Consider the following 13,340-nt stretch of genomic DNA (forward strand, 5'->3'; position numbering starts at 1 on the left):
TTCGCGTCGGAAAGACAGCCCTTGAGCCGTTTGCTTGCCCCGCCCGCCCTGTCCGACGCACCGCTGGCGCCCGGCCTTTATCTGGTGGCGACGCCGATCGGCAACCTGCGCGACATCACCCTGCGGGCCCTGGACGTGCTGAACGCCTGCGACGTGCTGCTGGCCGAAGACACCCGCGTTTCTGGCAAGCTGCTGGCCGCCTATTCGATTTCCAAGCGTCTCCAGCGCTATGACGAGCACGTCGCCGACCGCGAGACCCCGAGGATTCTCGAGCGGCTCGAGGCTGGCGAGCGCGTCGCCCTGGTCTCCGACGCCGGTACGCCGATGGTCTCCGATCCCGGCTACCGCCTGGCCCAGGCGGCGATCGCGGCCGGCCATCCGGTGTTTCCGATCCCCGGCGCCTCGGCGGCCCTGGCGGCCCTGACCCTGGCCGGCCTGCCCACCGACCGCTTCCTGTTCGCCGGCTTCCCGCCGCCCAAGAGCGCGGCGCGCAAGACCTTCTTCGCCGAACTGGCCAATGTCCGCGCCACCCTGATCTTCTACGAGGGCGCCTCGCGGGTGGCCGACAGCCTGGTCGACATGGCCGCCGTGTTCGGACCCCGGCAGGGCGCGGTGGCCCGCGAACTGACCAAGCTCTACGAGACCTGCATCCGCGGCCGGCTCGACGAACTGGCCGCCGATCCGCGCTTCGCGGCCCCCAAGGGCGAGATCGTCATTCTGGTCGGTCCCGGCGAGGAGGCGCCGGTGCGGGAAGGCGACGCCGAGGCCGCCCTGCGCGAGGCCATGGCCCGCCTGCCGCTGGGAGAGGCGGCTTCGGAAGTGGCCAGGGCCCTGGGCCTGCCGCGCCGCGACCTCTATCGCCAGGCTCTGGCCTTGAAGGACGCCGGATGACGGCCGTTCGCCCTCCGCGTCCCGAAAAGCGGGCTCGGGGCGCCGCCGCCAGGCTGTCGGGCCGGCGCGCCGAGGTGGTGGCGGCGTTGTGGCTGATGGCCAAGGGCTACCGCATCCTGGGCTTCCGCCTGGCCACGCCGCTCGGTGAGATTGACCTGCTGGCGCAACGTGGAGGCGTGTTGGCCGTTGTGGAAGTCAAGCGCAGGACCAGCCTGGAGACGGCTCTGGAAGCGGTGACCCACGAACAGCGCGCGCGCCTGCGCCGCGCCGGCGCCCACATCGCCGCCAGCCGCGCCGGCCTGCAGGGCGCCGTGGTGCGCCTGGACCTGATCGCCCTGGCCCCGGGACGTCGGCCGCGTCACCTCCCCGACGCCTGGCCCAACACCTGGAACCCCGCTTCATGACGCGAGACGAGGCCGAAGCCCTGTTGACCGACGCCGGCGAGCGTTCGGACAAGGCCTTTCCGTTGTTCGAGGCGGCCCTGGCCTGCGCGGTGCACGACGACCCCGACCGCGACCTGGGCGGGACCCTCGACCTGGCGCGGCTGTCGGTCGATCGCCTGACCGATCGCCTGAAGCTGGAATCGCCGGAGGAGGCCCTGGCCGAGACCATGGCCGGCGACCTGCGGCTGTCGGGCGACCTGATCACCTACGACCACCCCGACAACGCCGACATCGTCGCCGTCGCCGAGCGCCGCAAGGGCCTGCCGGTGGCGCTGGGGGTGTTCTATCTGCACGCCGCCCGCGCCTGCGGCCTGGACCTGCACGGCGTCGATTTTCCGGGCCACTTCCTGCTGCGCATCGAGACCGATGAGGGGCCGCTGGCCCTGGACCCGTTCAGCGAGGGCCGGGTGGTGCTGCCCTCGGAGCTGTCGCGGCGGGCCCTGCGCACCGGCCTGATGCCCGACGTCGCCGCCAAGCTCGACGTGCTGATGCGGCCGATCGCGGACCGCGCCGTGCTGATCCGCCTGCAGAACAACATCTTCGCCCGCGCCCAGCAGGCCCGCGACTGGGCTCGGGCCGAGCGCTCGGCCCTGCGCCGCGCCCTGCTCGACCCCACCGACCACCACCCCTGGCTCGACGTCGCCGCGGCCCGCGAAGGCCAGGGCGCCCTGGCCGGGGCCCTGCAGGCCCTGTCGCGCGCCCAGATCCTCGACGGCGGCGCGACCATCGCCGCCCGAGCCGCGCGAGAGCGGATGCGGATGCGGCTGAACTAGGGGCTGTGGACAGCTAAGGGTTTGGCGCCGTGGGGCCGCCCTCGTCCTTCGACAGGCTCAGGATGAGGGCGAGTTTGACGGCGGTTCAGTAGAATTCCTCATCCTGAGCTTGTCGAAGGACGAGGAATTCGGCCCAAGATCGTCAGCTGTCCACAGAACCTGGCGCCTCATGGCTGGGGCCGCGAAACGACGAACCGCGCGACCGAGTCGCGGAAGGCCTGCACGTCCCTGTTCAACTGCACCAGCTTTTCGACGCTCATTTCGGCGGACGCGAACAGCGTCTGACCCAGGCAGGCGCTGCGGGCCTGCATGTCGCGACCGTGGTCGGTCAAGCTGACGACGACCTGGCGCTCGTCGGCGGGGTTGCGCTCGCGCGACAGCAGGCCCGCCGCCTCCATGCGCTTGACCAGGGGCGTGACGTTGCTCGAGTCCAGGCCCAGGCGTTCGGCGATCGCGCCGACGCTCTGGCCGTCGATCTCCCACAGCGCGCTCAGCACCAGATATTGCGGATAGGTGATCTCCAGCGCGTCGAGCAGCGGCTTGTAGGCGCGATTGATCGCCAGGCTGGCCCCGTACAGCGAAAAGCAGAGCTGGTCGTCGAGCGTGAGGGTGCGGGCGGCGTCTGACACGGGAGGCTCCTGGGAACGCGTCCGCTTTTAGTGCGAAAATAGATGTCGTGACAAATAATGACTCGACAGGGATCGGATCGGTCGGTTAATTGCGATCATATGTCGCGGCATCAAATGTCGCGACATTCATCGACATCCTCGATCTTCCGCAACCATCCTGATGGAGGCCTGCATGGCCAACGACACGCTCTCCTCGCGCGCCGGCGCCGAGGCGCTGATGCGCTATTACTTCCTGCGAGCCTTCGCGGCCGCCGTCTGGGTCGTGGCCGCCTTCACGATCGCGCGGTCCAGCACGGTCGTGGCGGGCGCGCTGCTGGCGATCTATCCGGCCTGGGACGCGTTCGCGAACGCCCGGGACGCCCGGGCCAACGGCGGTTTCCGCGCCAACCTCCCGCAAGCCCTAAACACCGCCGTCAGCGGCGCGGTCGCGCTGGCGGTGCTGGTCGCCCTGCGGATCGACATGGGCCTGGTGCTGGTGCTGTTCGGCGTCTGGGCGATCCTCGCGGGCCTCCTGCAACTGGTGGTCGGCGTGCGCCGGTGGCGCGCCTACGGCGCCCAGTGGGCGATGGTCCTGAGCGGCGCCCAGTCGGCCCTGGCGGGCGGGTTTTTCATAAAGAGCGCCGCCGCCGCCCCCGCCGCCCCGGCCATCACCATCATCGCGCCCTATGCGGCGTTCGGGGCGTTCTATTTTCTCGTCTCGGCGATCCTCCTGGCCGTGAAGATCCGCCGGCGCGCCCGATCCGCCTGAGTCGTGGCCGCGTCCGGGAAGTCGCCCCTCGCATTCACGCCTTTGCCGCCTTAACTAGGCAGTCGTCGCGAGGGACCACGTCCGTCTCCGCCAAAGCCACACCGGAGTCGTCATGTCGCTGAGAGTCGCCGTCCAGATGGATCCCGTGCTGGGGATCAATATCGAAACCGACACCACCTTCCTGATGATGATGGAGGCCCAGAACCGCGGCCACCGCCTGTGGTTCTACACGCCCGACAAGCTGTCGATGGAGGACGGCCGGGTGTTCGCTCGCGCCCAGTCGCTGGTGCTGACCAAGAACCAGGGCGCCCACGCGACCCTGGGCGAGGTCCAGCTGCTGGACATGAAGGACGACGTCGACGTGGTGCTGATGCGCCAGGATCCGCCGTTCGACATGGCCTACATCACCGCCACGCATTTCCTCGAAAAGGTTCATCCACACACGCTCGTGGTCAACAATCCGGCGGAAGTGCGCAACGCGCCGGAGAAGCTGTTCGTCACCGACTTCCCGGGCGTGCAGCCGCCGACCCTGATCACCAGCGACCACGAGGCGATCTACGACTTCCGCGCCCGGCACGGCGACATCGTGCTCAAGCCGCTGTACGGCGGCGGCGGCTCGGGCGTGGCGCGGCTGCTGGCCGACGACCCCAATCTCGACGCCCTGCTCGAACTGCACGCCATGATCGGCCGCGAGCAGGTGATCGCCCAGAAGTTCGTCCCGGCGGTGAGCAAGGGCGACAAGCGCGTGCTGCTGGTCGACGGCGAGCCGGTGGGCGCCATCAACCGGGTGCCGGCCGCCGGCCAGGTGCGCTCCAACCTGCGGGTCGGCGGCCGGGCCGAGGCGGTCGAACTGACCAAGCGCGACCTGGAGCTCTGCGCGATCATCGCCCCGGAGCTGAAGCGGCGCGGTCTGCTGTTCGTCGGCATCGACGTGATCGGAGAATACCTCACCGAGATCAACGTCACCTCGCCGACCGGGGCCCAGCAGCTCAAGCGTTTCGGCGGCGCCGACGCCGCGGCGATCCTCTGGGATCGGATCGAAACCCTAAGTTCCAGCGCCGGATGAGGAACGTCTTCTAGTATATTGAACCGTCACACTTTCCTGAAACGTTCGTTTTTTGTTCTTGCTCCGCTCCAACGGCCATGCTTGGCTTGTGGATAAATCGAGGGACGGGGGCGGAAGGCTATGGCGGCAAAGGTCGTCACGGTGGCGTTTGAGGGGGTCGAGGCGCGCCGCGTCGACGTCGAGGTGCAGCTGACCGGCGGCGCGCAGGTCATGGTCATCGTCGGCCTGGGCGACAAGGCGGTGGCCGAGAGCAAGGAACGGGTGCGCGGGGCCTTCGCGGGGCTGGGCCTGGCCTTGCCGCCCAAGCGCATCGTCGCCAACCTGGCCCCGGCGGACATGCCCAAGGAGGGGTCGCACTATGACCTGCCGATCGCCCTGGCGGTGATGGCGGCCATGGGAGTGATCCCGATCGACGCCCTCGACGGCTGGGCGGCGATGGGCGAACTGTCCCTGGACGGACGGATCGCGCCCACCGCCGGAGCCTTGCCCGCCGCCATGGCGGCCGGGGCGATGGACCTGGGCCTGATCTGCCCCGAGGCCAGCGGGCCCGAGGCGGCCTGGGCGGGCGGCACGCGGATCCTGGCGCCGCGCTCGCTGGTGGCGCTGATCAATCATTTCCGGGGCAGCCAGATCCTGTCGGCCCCGACGCCCGGACCGGTGATCGAGGGCGAGGGCTTCCGCGACCTGCGCGACGTCAAGGGCCAGGAGCACGCCAAGCGGGCCCTGGAGATCGCCGCGGCCGGCGGTCACAACCTGCTGTTCTGCGGCCCACCGGGCTCGGGCAAGTCGATGCTGGCCCAGCGCCTGCCGGGGCTCTTGCCCCCCTTGAGCTCGCACGAACTGCTGGAGACCTCGATGGTCCATTCGGTGGCCGGGCTGATCGCCAAGGGCGCCCTGACCCGAGCCCGGCCGTTCCGCAGTCCCCACCACAGCGCCAGCATGGCGGCCCTGACCGGCGGCGGGCTGAAGGCCAAGCCGGGCGAGGTGTCGCTGGCCCACAACGGCGTGCTGTTCCTCGATGAACTGCCGGAATTCGGGGTCCAGGCCCTGGATAGCCTGCGGGGGCCGCTGGAAACCGGCGAGGTGATGGTGGCCCGCGCCAACGCCCATGTCCGCTACCCGGCCCGGGTGCAGCTGGTGGCGGCGATGAACCCCTGCCGCTGCGGCCACGGCGGGACGGGGCGCGGGGCGTGCGGCAAGGCGCCTCGCTGCATCCGCGACTACCAGGGCCGGGTCAGCGGCCCGCTGATGGACCGCATCGACCTGGCCGTCGACATGCCCGCCGTCACCGCCGCCGACCTGGCCCTGCCGCCGCCGTCCGAGGGCACGGCCGAGGTCGCCGCCCGCGTTGCCAGGGCTCGCCGGCTGCAACTGGAACGGGCCGAGGCCATGGAGGGCGCGCCGAGCGGCGCGGAGGCCCTGAATGGCCGGGCCGAGGGACGTTTCCTGGAGGCGATCGCCGACCTCGACGACACCGGTCGCGGCCTGCTGGCCCGCGCCGCCGAGGCCGGCCAGATCAGCGCCCGGGGCTGGACCCGCGTCCTGCGCCTGGCCCGCACCATCGCCGACCTGGAGGGCGCGGCCAGCGTTCGCCGCGTCCACGTGGCCGAAGCCCTGGCCCACCGCCGGACCAGCGCGCCGGGCGCGGCGGTGGGAGAGGGGGTGTTCTAGGGGGTATCGACATTCAGCGCCTCGAGCTGGATGGCCAACCTCACCATCCCTTTCTATCCGTCATTCCCGCCCTGAAATGACGGCGATACACCGCTACCGACAACCGCGGTCGCCCACGCCGACAGCGGACATGCCGATGGTCTGTTCGGGGTGGGTGGCGGAAGTTGGCCCACGGCCTGAAACTAGCCCCCACACTCCAACCATTGGGAACGTGGCCCTGCGCTTTTCCGACGAAGCCGAAGCGGCAAGCCTCAGGTTGCTCGCGTCACTCCACCCGACCGATCCTTTTCCAACTCTAGCTCGACATAGATATTTCCGATTATCCGCTGCGCTGTGGACGCGAAGACGCACCAAAGCTGACGCGCTATTCCGAGTTGAGCTGGGCGAACGATCCCTTCGTATTTCGTCCAGTCACCGCCTTTTTCCGGCGGAACGAAACGCCGGAACATAAAGGCAGCGTCGCCGCCCGCCGTGTGCAAGAAAGTCGTATGGCCGTGTACGAACATGTGACGTGGCTCAGAGAGCTCATCAAGCCGGCCCATTAGCAAATTGAGGTCGGTCGCATGGGCGCTCAAAGGTCCAGCCTCAGTCAGTAGCTGACGAAGAAGTTTAGCGCGCTGATCTAGGCCCATTGGCAGCATGCGGGCGAACTTGCTGTACTCTGGCATCTGCCACGCGTGCCAGAGCAAGTCCGCAACGAGATATTCGATCTGGCCATAGCTGTTGATGCACCAGCCAAGGTCGGCAATCATCGCCGATATGGCAGCAGCCCTAGGGTCGCTTGCGTCGATTTCGCCCACGGTCCAAGTCAAGGGATCGACCCGTGAAGCAGGGTAAAGACACTAGAGGATAAATTGTCGGCCCCCATTGAACCAGCTTAGCTCCGAGTGATCAGCGTCGGAAGCCCGGCGGTAACGAGTGTCGCCCAACCGCCATCACCTCCCCCGAACACCCGTGTATAGGAGGTCCGCGTAGCGGGCCTTCCCGATACTTGTACCGACGGGCGTGTTGTACTTGACGTACCGATCGCCGCTTTGACGCCGCGCCCTGGAGGCGCTGAATCTACAGGCGGACGAGAATATATCCTCCAGCGCCCGCGATCAGAAACCCTGTTATGGCTCCCGCAGGACCGCCAACAAAACCACCAAGCACCGTGAGAAGCAGCGCGGCGGGCCAGAAGATAAAGGCCGATATCGTCGCGTAAAGCATGAGTCTGCCGACGTGCCATAGAACCCATAGGACGGCGCAGATTGCTGCGCCCCACAGCCCGAACTTGATGACAGGATTAGAGAAGAATTCGAGCTGAGCAGCGGGATCTGTCGCGAAGCCGTAGAAAGCTATCAAAGCTGCAAGGATGCCGCCGCAACATATGAGCTTGTCGAGCCGCCCCAAGCCGTTCCAGAAACTTTTGACGCGCTCTCGCCAAGAAGGCGCTTCCCCCTCGAGCTCGGACATCATCCACCCCTGTGCATCCCGGCTCTCACTGGAGCAGGCAGCGGACGGACCATGTCACATGGCCGCAACGGAGGCGAGCCGCTCATCTCGGCAAGGTCCGCCACGGGTCGAAATTCACCGTCGGCGCCCTGCCGACAAGTCGACCTTCAGATCGCCACCTCCAGGAATTGTCGAGTTCGGTGAGCTCCCGCCCTTGTGGCGGAATCCCTCGTTCGACTGACGATGAGTTTGGGGGATCACACCTGAATGTCGATCCGTCCTAGGGGGTGGAGGTCGGCCGGCCCGATCCTCAGGCCACCCGTGGCCGCCAGGCGATGATCCCTTCGGTGCGGGCCCGCACCTGGGGCGAGGCCAGGCAGCTGGCGACCGCCTCGTAGCCCGGCGCGCCGGGACGCGGGGCGACCTCGGTCGGTGGGCTGTGGTTGGCGGGGCAGAACAGGATCGTCTCGTCAGGCCCCAGGGCGGTCAGGTCGAGGATCGCGCGGGACCGGGTCAGCAGGAACAACGTCCGTCCACCGGCCCCGCCACGGCGCAGATGGGCGACCAGGGCCTCCTGGGTGGCCTGGTCCAGTCCCTGTTCGACCAGGTCGACCACCAGGGCGGTCGGGCCGTCGGCCTCCAGTCCGACCAGCAGGGCGATCAGGGCGTCGGACGTCTGGGCGCCGTCATCGACGAGCCAGGCCAGGGCCCGGTCGACCCGCGCCCCGAGGACGGGATCCGCGTCCAGCCGCGCCCGGGCCGCCGCACCGCCGTCCGCCGCCCGCTCCAGGCCCAGGAAGGCGGCGCCGGGCAGGGTCTCGCCGATGCGCAGGGCCAGCCGGGTCTTGCCGCTGCCCAGCGGGCCGGTGATGTAGTTCAGCCGGCGGACGACCCGCAGCTCGAAGTGCTCGCCGCCCCATGGCCAAGGCAGGTCGAAGGCGACGACGGCCTGGGCGGCCGGCTCCAGCAGGCGCGCGAGTTCGCCCCGAGCCGGCGCCTGGCCGCGCGCCAGGTCCGCCCGCAGCGCGCGGACCTTCTCGACCGCGCCGGTCAGCTGGCGCAGCTGGCCTTCCAGCGTCGCCTGGTGCGCGGCGAGGGCCGACTCCAGGCCTTCCGGCTGGCCGGCCAGCACCCGCGCCACCTGGGCGAGGCTGAGGCCCAGCGCGCGGAGCGCCGCGATCTCGCCGGCCCGCGCCATCTCGTCGGGACCATAGGCCCGCCATCCCGCCCCGGTCCGCAGCGGCGCGACCAGGCCGCGCTGCTCGTAGAGACGCAGGGCCTTGGCGGAGACGCCCAGCCGCCGGGCGGCTTCGGAAGGGCTCAGGAATTGGACGGAAGCGTTCACGACTCACCTCGTTGCCGGCTGACCCTTGTCCCTATCGGGGCGGCCCCAGGGTCCGGGTCAAGTCCGTGGTTCGGTGTCGGCGCTTCATTGGCTTGGCGGCCCGCCCGCGATATGCAGGCCGCCGACAGGGCGCGCCCGCCGCCGGGAGGACCACGACGTGATCATCGAACCCAGGATCCGGGGCTTTATCTGCACCACCGCCCATCCCGCCGGTTGCGCCATGAACGTCCGCCGGCAGGTGGCCCACGTGACGGCCCAGGGGCCGATCGCCGGCGGCCCCAAGCGGGTCCTGATCCTTGGATGCTCGGCGGGATACGGCCTGGCCTCGCGGATCGTCGCCACCTTCGGGTGCGACGCCGACACGGTCGGCGTCTCGTTCGAGAAGGAGCCCACCGAAACCAGGACCGCCAGCGCGGGCTGGTACAACAATCGCGCCTTCGAGGCGCAGGCCCAGGCTCGGGGCCGCAAGGCCGTCACCCTGGACGGCGACGCCTTCTCCGACGAAATGAAGGCCAAGGTGGTCGCCGCCGTGCGCGAGGAACTGGGCCAGATCGACATGCTGATCTACAGCATGGCGGCCCCGGTCCGGACCGATCCCCGCACCGGCCAGACGCACCGGTCGGTCATCAAGCCCCTGGGCGAACCGGTGCGGGTCAAGACCCTGAACACCGACAAGGGCGAGGTGTTCGAAACCGAGCTGGCCCCCGCCACGCCCGAAGAGACGGCCGCGACGGTCGCCGTCATGGGCGGCGAGGACTGGGAAATGTGGGTCGCCGCCCTGGCCGAGGCCGGCCTGCTGGCCGCCGGCTTCCAGACCCTGGACTACACCTATATCGGCTCGAAGCTGACCTGGCCGATCTACTGGCACGCCACGCTGGGCAAGGCCAAGGAAGACGTGGACCGCGCGGCGGCGGCGATCCGCGATCGTCTGGGACCCGACGCGGCGCGGGTGGTGTCGCTGAAGGCGGTGGTCACCCAGGCCAGCTCGGCCATTCCGGTGGTGCCGCTGTACGGCGTGGTCCTGTTCCGGGTGATGAAGGACATGGGCCTGCACGAAGGCTGCATCGGACAGATCGACCGCCTGTTCCGCGACGCCCTGCCGCGCGGCGAGCTCGACGAGGCCGGGCGCATTCGCCTCGACGACTGGGAGCTGTCGGAGCCGGTCCAGGCGGAGGTCAATCGACGCTGGGCCCTGATCAGCACGCAGACCTTGCCGACCCTGGGGGACCTGGAAGGCTTCCGAAGCGATTTTCTCCGCATCTTCGGCTTCGGCCTGCCGGACGTGGCCTATGACCAGGACGTGGATCCCCTCACGGTCTAGGCGCCGTGGGCCGTTGGACGGTTTCGGCAGGGAAGCGCCGTGCGTCCTTCGAGGCCCTCCTTCGGAGGGCGCCTCAGGAAGAGGAACTCTGTGCTGCTTTCCTCATCCTGAGGTGCGTAGCGCAGCGAAGCCTCGAAGGACGCACGGCCCGCGCCGAAAAACGGCCTTCAAGGTCTACTGTCCACGACGTCTAGGCGATATCGACCGCACCGCGCGGATCGGGACGGCTCCGCGCCGGGCGGTCAGGGGCGGCGCGGACGTCGTGATGGCGTGCGCCAAGGCCTTGGCGAAGCGGGCGTGCGAACTGTCGACGCGCCAGGCAAGGCCAATCGTGCGGCTGGCCGCGACGTCGGACGCAAGCAGGCGCACCACCACGCCCGGGGCGCCGTCGGCGTGGCTGGCGGGCGCGATGGCGAGGCCCACGCCAAGTTCCACCAGCGTCACGACCGCGTCCTCGTCGGTGGTGGTCGCGCGAATGTCCGGCTTGACGCCGAGGGTGGAAAGATGGGCCTCGAACCTGGCCTGTAAACGACATTGGGTTCGCTCGATCATCGGCTGGCCTTCCAGGTCCCGAGGCCCCACCTCGGCCTTGAAGCGAAGAGGGTGGTCGGCCGGGACCAGGACGACGTAGGGCTCGGTCCAGAGCGGCAGGAAGTCCATCCCGTCTTCGACGCAGCCGTCCGCTCCGACCACCAGATCCGCCTGGTTCGGGTCGGCGACGAGGCGGATCACGATGCCGGGCGAGGTCTCGTAGGCCGCTCGAAGGATGGGCGCGGCGCGGCGGAGGCTGATGTCCGGCTGGACGTGGATCGACAGGGTTCGTGGGGCCCTGCCACGGAATTCACGCTCAATGGCCGCCGCCTCGGCCAGCAATCCCACCGCCCGACCATGGAGGATCTCGGCGTCGCGGGTGGGGGCCAGGCCCTGGCGTGTTCGCGCGAAGAGCCGCACGCCCAGGCTGGCCTCCAGGCCCTGCAGCGCGGCCGTGATCGACGGCTGGGAGATCGCGCATCGTCGCGCCGCGGCTGTCACCGAGCGCTCTTCGAAGGCGGCGACGAAGTAGCGAAGGGCCCTGAGGTCGATCATGGCAATCCATAGGGATAATATCGAAGATGGATCAGTATAGAATATTTTCCTGATGTGTTCTCCCGCAATAGGTTGGCGGTGACGTAGGGAGCGCGCGCATGACTGTTCACAAGGCGATGAGACGAGCTTGGGTTGGCGTGGTCGCCGCCCTGGCCTTGGCGTCGGCAGCCGCCGCCGCCGCCCCGAACGACAAGGTTGGCTTCTCGATCATCAGGACCGGCGGCAGGTTGACGTCCGAGTCGATGCTTTACCAGGGCGGGGGAAAGGCCAAGGTCGATGTCGTCTATTCGGCCATCCTGGTTCGCCACGGCGGCCAGGCCTTCCTGTTCGACACCGGTCTCGGGGCTCGCATCGACGCGCAGTACGGCCGCGACATGCCACGCTGGAAGCGACCGTTCTTTCACTACGACAAGCCGATCGTTCCGGTACGCGACCAGCTCGCCAGGGCGGGCCTTCCCGCCGTGCGGCGCATCGTGCTCAGCCACAGCCATTGGGACCATGCCAGCGGCGTCGTGGACTTTCCGGGCGCGGAGGTCTGGGTCGCGCCTCCGGAGCGGGCGCTTGTCGGGAAGGCGGGCCATGGGGCCGACAACATCTGGCCGAGCCAGGTCGGCGATCCCGGCATCGCTTGGACGTCGATCGACTTCCGGTCGGGGCCCTATCGCGGGTTCGAGCGCAGTCTCGACGTCTATGCCGACGGGACCGTGGTCCTGGTCCCCCAGTATGGCCACACCGCCGGCTCGATCGGCATGTTCGTGACCACCTCCTCCGGGCGCCGCTTCTTCTTCTGCGGCGACACGGTGTGGTCGGCGGCGGCGATCGACGCCGGCCGGCCCAAGTTCTGGCTGGCCCGCGCCCTGGTGGACGCCGACGCCCGAGCGACGCTGTCGCAAGTTCGGAGGATGGAGGCTCTGCGAAAGCACGATCCCGGCTTGACCATCGTTCCCGCCCATGACGGCCGGGTGCAGGCGCGCCTTGGCTTCTTCCCGGGCTGGGTCGAGTAGGGCGGGGGGCGGACGGTCAGCGTTGGATCCAGGTTGGGGACAGGCCCATGGGCCTGTCCCCGCCATGTTCGCCGCCCGCTACTGCGTCAGCGGGCGCAGGACGATCTCCACCCGGCGGTTCTGGGCGCGGCCCTCGGCTGTGTCGTTGGAGGCGATCGGCTGGCGCTCGCCCTGGCCGGCCACGAACACCCGGTCGCCCAGCACCCGGTCGGTATTGACCAGATAGCTGGCCACCGAGCTGGCCCGGCGCTCCGACAGGGCCTGGTTGTAGTCGTCCGGGCCGCTGCTGTCGGCGTGGCCGACGATGTCGATGGTGGTCTGGGGATAGGCGTTCAGGGTGCGGCCGACGTCGTCCAGCACGCGGGTGAACTGCGGCTGGACCTCGGACTTGTCGACCGCGAAGGTGACGTCGCTGGGCATGACCAGCACGATCTGGTCGCCGTTGCGGCGGATCATCACGCCCGAGCCTTCCAGGCTGCGACGGAAATCGGCCTGCTGGCGGTCCATGTAGTTGCCGACCGCGCCGCCGGCCAGGGCCCCGATGCCCGCGCCGATCAGAGCGTTCTTGCGGCCCTGCTCGCCCTTGTTGGTGTTGGTCAGGTAGCCCAGAACCGCGCCGATGCCCGCGCCGCTCAGAGCGCCCGTGCCGGTGTTGTTGCGGACCGGCATGCCGGTATAGGGGTCGGTGGTGGTGCAGGCGGCGGCCAGGGCGGCGACGCCCATCAGCGCGATCCAGGGTGCGGTCTTCTTCATCATGGTCGGTGTTTCCCTCGTCAGTCGCCTTGGGCGGCCTTGATCCCGCGCGCCAAGATGCTCTTGATGGCGCGTGATCCCTCGCTGGAAGGAACGCTCCTTCCATGGTCAAGTTCCAACACCGCGCATGACCCTTCGATGAACGGGCGGCATGAACGGTTCTCGCCGCCCGGACT

Annotated in this window: 14 protein-coding genes; 8 read left to right on the plus strand and 6 right to left on the minus strand. The window is 69.1% G+C overall.

Annotated features, from left to right (window positions below; all coding sequences use genetic code 11):
- Nucleotides 1–21: 21 nt before the first annotated feature.
- From rsmI to ASD79_RS01655, 3 genes are read left to right on the plus strand one after another with little or no spacing between them, the layout of a single operon-like run.
- The gene (rsmI, locus tag ASD79_RS01645; protein ID WP_056719313.1) at nucleotides 22–891 is read left to right on the plus strand and encodes a 16S rRNA (cytidine(1402)-2'-O)-methyltransferase; all 870 of its coding nucleotides are present in this window, start codon (nucleotides 22–24) and stop codon (nucleotides 889–891) included.
- On the plus strand, nucleotides 888–1,295 hold the full coding sequence (locus ASD79_RS01650; RefSeq protein ID WP_056719314.1) for a YraN family protein: 408 nt from the start codon (nucleotides 888–890) through the stop codon (nucleotides 1,293–1,295). The genes rsmI and ASD79_RS01650 overlap by 4 nt, the downstream gene beginning before the upstream one ends.
- The gene (locus ASD79_RS01655) at nucleotides 1,292–2,107 is read left to right on the plus strand and encodes a SirB1 family protein (RefSeq protein ID WP_056719315.1); all 816 of its coding nucleotides are present in this window, start codon (nucleotides 1,292–1,294) and stop codon (nucleotides 2,105–2,107) included. The genes ASD79_RS01650 and ASD79_RS01655 overlap by 4 nt, the downstream gene beginning before the upstream one ends.
- Nucleotides 2,108–2,274: 167 nt before the next feature.
- Here ASD79_RS01655 and ASD79_RS01660 read toward each other — a convergent pair whose 3' ends face one another.
- Nucleotides 2,275–2,736 carry a MarR family winged helix-turn-helix transcriptional regulator gene (locus ASD79_RS01660; protein WP_056719316.1) on the minus strand — a complete coding sequence of 154 codons (462 nt, stop codon included), beginning with the start codon at nucleotides 2,734–2,736 and terminating at the stop codon, nucleotides 2,275–2,277.
- Nucleotides 2,737–2,908: 172 nt separating this feature from the next.
- Between ASD79_RS01660 and ASD79_RS01665 the strand changes: the two genes are divergently transcribed.
- The 3 genes from ASD79_RS01665 to ASD79_RS01675 all read left to right on the plus strand — a co-directional run bounded on the left by ASD79_RS01665 (nucleotide 2,909) and on the right by ASD79_RS01675 (nucleotide 6,221).
- Nucleotides 2,909–3,484, plus strand: coding sequence for a hypothetical protein (locus ASD79_RS01665; protein WP_056719853.1), 576 nt, complete (start codon nucleotides 2,909–2,911; stop codon nucleotides 3,482–3,484).
- Nucleotides 3,485–3,596: 112 nt separating this feature from the next.
- Nucleotides 3,597–4,550, plus strand: a complete 954-nt coding sequence (gene gshB / locus ASD79_RS01670) for a glutathione synthase (RefSeq protein WP_056719317.1) — start codon at nucleotides 3,597–3,599, stop codon at nucleotides 4,548–4,550.
- A 120-nt stretch (nucleotides 4,551–4,670) separates the two neighbouring features.
- Nucleotides 4,671–6,221, plus strand: a complete 1,551-nt coding sequence (locus ASD79_RS01675; protein ID WP_056719318.1) for a YifB family Mg chelatase-like AAA ATPase — start codon at nucleotides 4,671–4,673, stop codon at nucleotides 6,219–6,221.
- A 251-nt stretch (nucleotides 6,222–6,472) separates the two neighbouring features.
- Here ASD79_RS01675 and ASD79_RS01680 read toward each other — a convergent pair whose 3' ends face one another.
- From ASD79_RS01680 to ASD79_RS01690, 3 genes are all read right to left on the minus strand, one after another.
- Entirely contained in the window at nucleotides 6,473–7,021 is a 549-nt protein-coding gene (locus ASD79_RS01680; RefSeq protein WP_156400317.1) for a hypothetical protein, read from the minus strand.
- Between the two features lie 262 nt (nucleotides 7,022–7,283).
- Nucleotides 7,284–7,676, minus strand: a complete 393-nt coding sequence (locus tag ASD79_RS01685; RefSeq protein WP_156400318.1) for a hypothetical protein — start codon at nucleotides 7,674–7,676, stop codon at nucleotides 7,284–7,286.
- A gap of 289 nt (nucleotides 7,677–7,965) precedes the next feature.
- On the minus strand, nucleotides 7,966–9,000 hold the full coding sequence (locus tag ASD79_RS01690) for a MerR family transcriptional regulator (RefSeq protein WP_056719321.1): 1,035 nt from the start codon (nucleotides 8,998–9,000) through the stop codon (nucleotides 7,966–7,968).
- A 157-nt stretch (nucleotides 9,001–9,157) separates the two neighbouring features.
- Here ASD79_RS01690 and fabV point away from each other — a divergent pair, with 157 nt between their 5' ends.
- Nucleotides 9,158–10,321, plus strand: coding sequence for an enoyl-ACP reductase FabV (fabV, locus tag ASD79_RS01695; protein WP_056719322.1), 1,164 nt, complete (start codon nucleotides 9,158–9,160; stop codon nucleotides 10,319–10,321).
- Nucleotides 10,322–10,495: 174 nt separating this feature from the next.
- Here fabV and ASD79_RS01700 read toward each other — a convergent pair whose 3' ends face one another.
- The gene (locus ASD79_RS01700; RefSeq protein ID WP_056719323.1) at nucleotides 10,496–11,407 is read right to left on the minus strand and encodes a LysR family transcriptional regulator; all 912 of its coding nucleotides are present in this window, start codon (nucleotides 11,405–11,407) and stop codon (nucleotides 10,496–10,498) included.
- A gap of 98 nt (nucleotides 11,408–11,505) precedes the next feature.
- Here ASD79_RS01700 and ASD79_RS01705 point away from each other — a divergent pair, with 98 nt between their 5' ends.
- Nucleotides 11,506–12,411 carry an MBL fold metallo-hydrolase gene (locus ASD79_RS01705; RefSeq protein WP_082584768.1) on the plus strand — a complete coding sequence of 302 codons (906 nt, stop codon included), beginning with the start codon at nucleotides 11,506–11,508 and terminating at the stop codon, nucleotides 12,409–12,411.
- 78 nt (nucleotides 12,412–12,489) lie between these two features.
- Here ASD79_RS01705 and ASD79_RS01710 read toward each other — a convergent pair whose 3' ends face one another.
- Nucleotides 12,490–13,167 (minus strand): OmpA family protein, encoded by a 678-nt coding sequence (locus tag ASD79_RS01710; protein ID WP_056719325.1) that lies wholly within the window; start codon nucleotides 13,165–13,167, stop codon nucleotides 12,490–12,492.
- Nucleotides 13,168–13,340 lie beyond the last annotated feature (173 nt).

It is taken from the genome of Caulobacter sp. Root655, from assembly GCF_001427665.1.
In the GTDB taxonomy this organism is placed as follows: Bacteria; Pseudomonadota; Alphaproteobacteria; order Caulobacterales; family Caulobacteraceae; genus Caulobacter.

Bases quoted from the DNA above. Each gene is read 5' to 3' on its own strand.
- ASD79_RS01650 (WP_056719314.1), top strand. From the start codon at position 888: ATGACGGCCGTTCGCCCTCCGCGTCCCGAAAAGCGGGCTCGGGGCGCC.
- ASD79_RS01655 (WP_056719315.1), top strand. From the start codon at position 1,292: ATGACGCGAGACGAGGCCGAAGCCCTGTTGACCGACGCCGGCGAGCGT.
- ASD79_RS01665 (WP_056719853.1), top strand. From the start codon at position 2,909: ATGGCCAACGACACGCTCTCCTCGCGCGCCGGCGCCGAGGCGCTGATG.
- gshB (WP_056719317.1), top strand. From the start codon at position 3,597: ATGTCGCTGAGAGTCGCCGTCCAGATGGATCCCGTGCTGGGGATCAAT.
- ASD79_RS01675 (WP_056719318.1), top strand. From the start codon at position 4,671: ATGGCGGCAAAGGTCGTCACGGTGGCGTTTGAGGGGGTCGAGGCGCGC.
- ASD79_RS01685 (WP_156400318.1), bottom strand. From the start codon at position 7,676: ATGTCCGAGCTCGAGGGGGAAGCGCCTTCTTGGCGAGAGCGCGTCAAA.
- ASD79_RS01700 (WP_056719323.1), bottom strand. From the start codon at position 11,407: ATGATCGACCTCAGGGCCCTTCGCTACTTCGTCGCCGCCTTCGAAGAG.
- ASD79_RS01705 (WP_082584768.1), top strand. From the start codon at position 11,506: ATGACTGTTCACAAGGCGATGAGACGAGCTTGGGTTGGCGTGGTCGCC.
- ASD79_RS01710 (WP_056719325.1), bottom strand. From the start codon at position 13,167: ATGATGAAGAAGACCGCACCCTGGATCGCGCTGATGGGCGTCGCCGCC.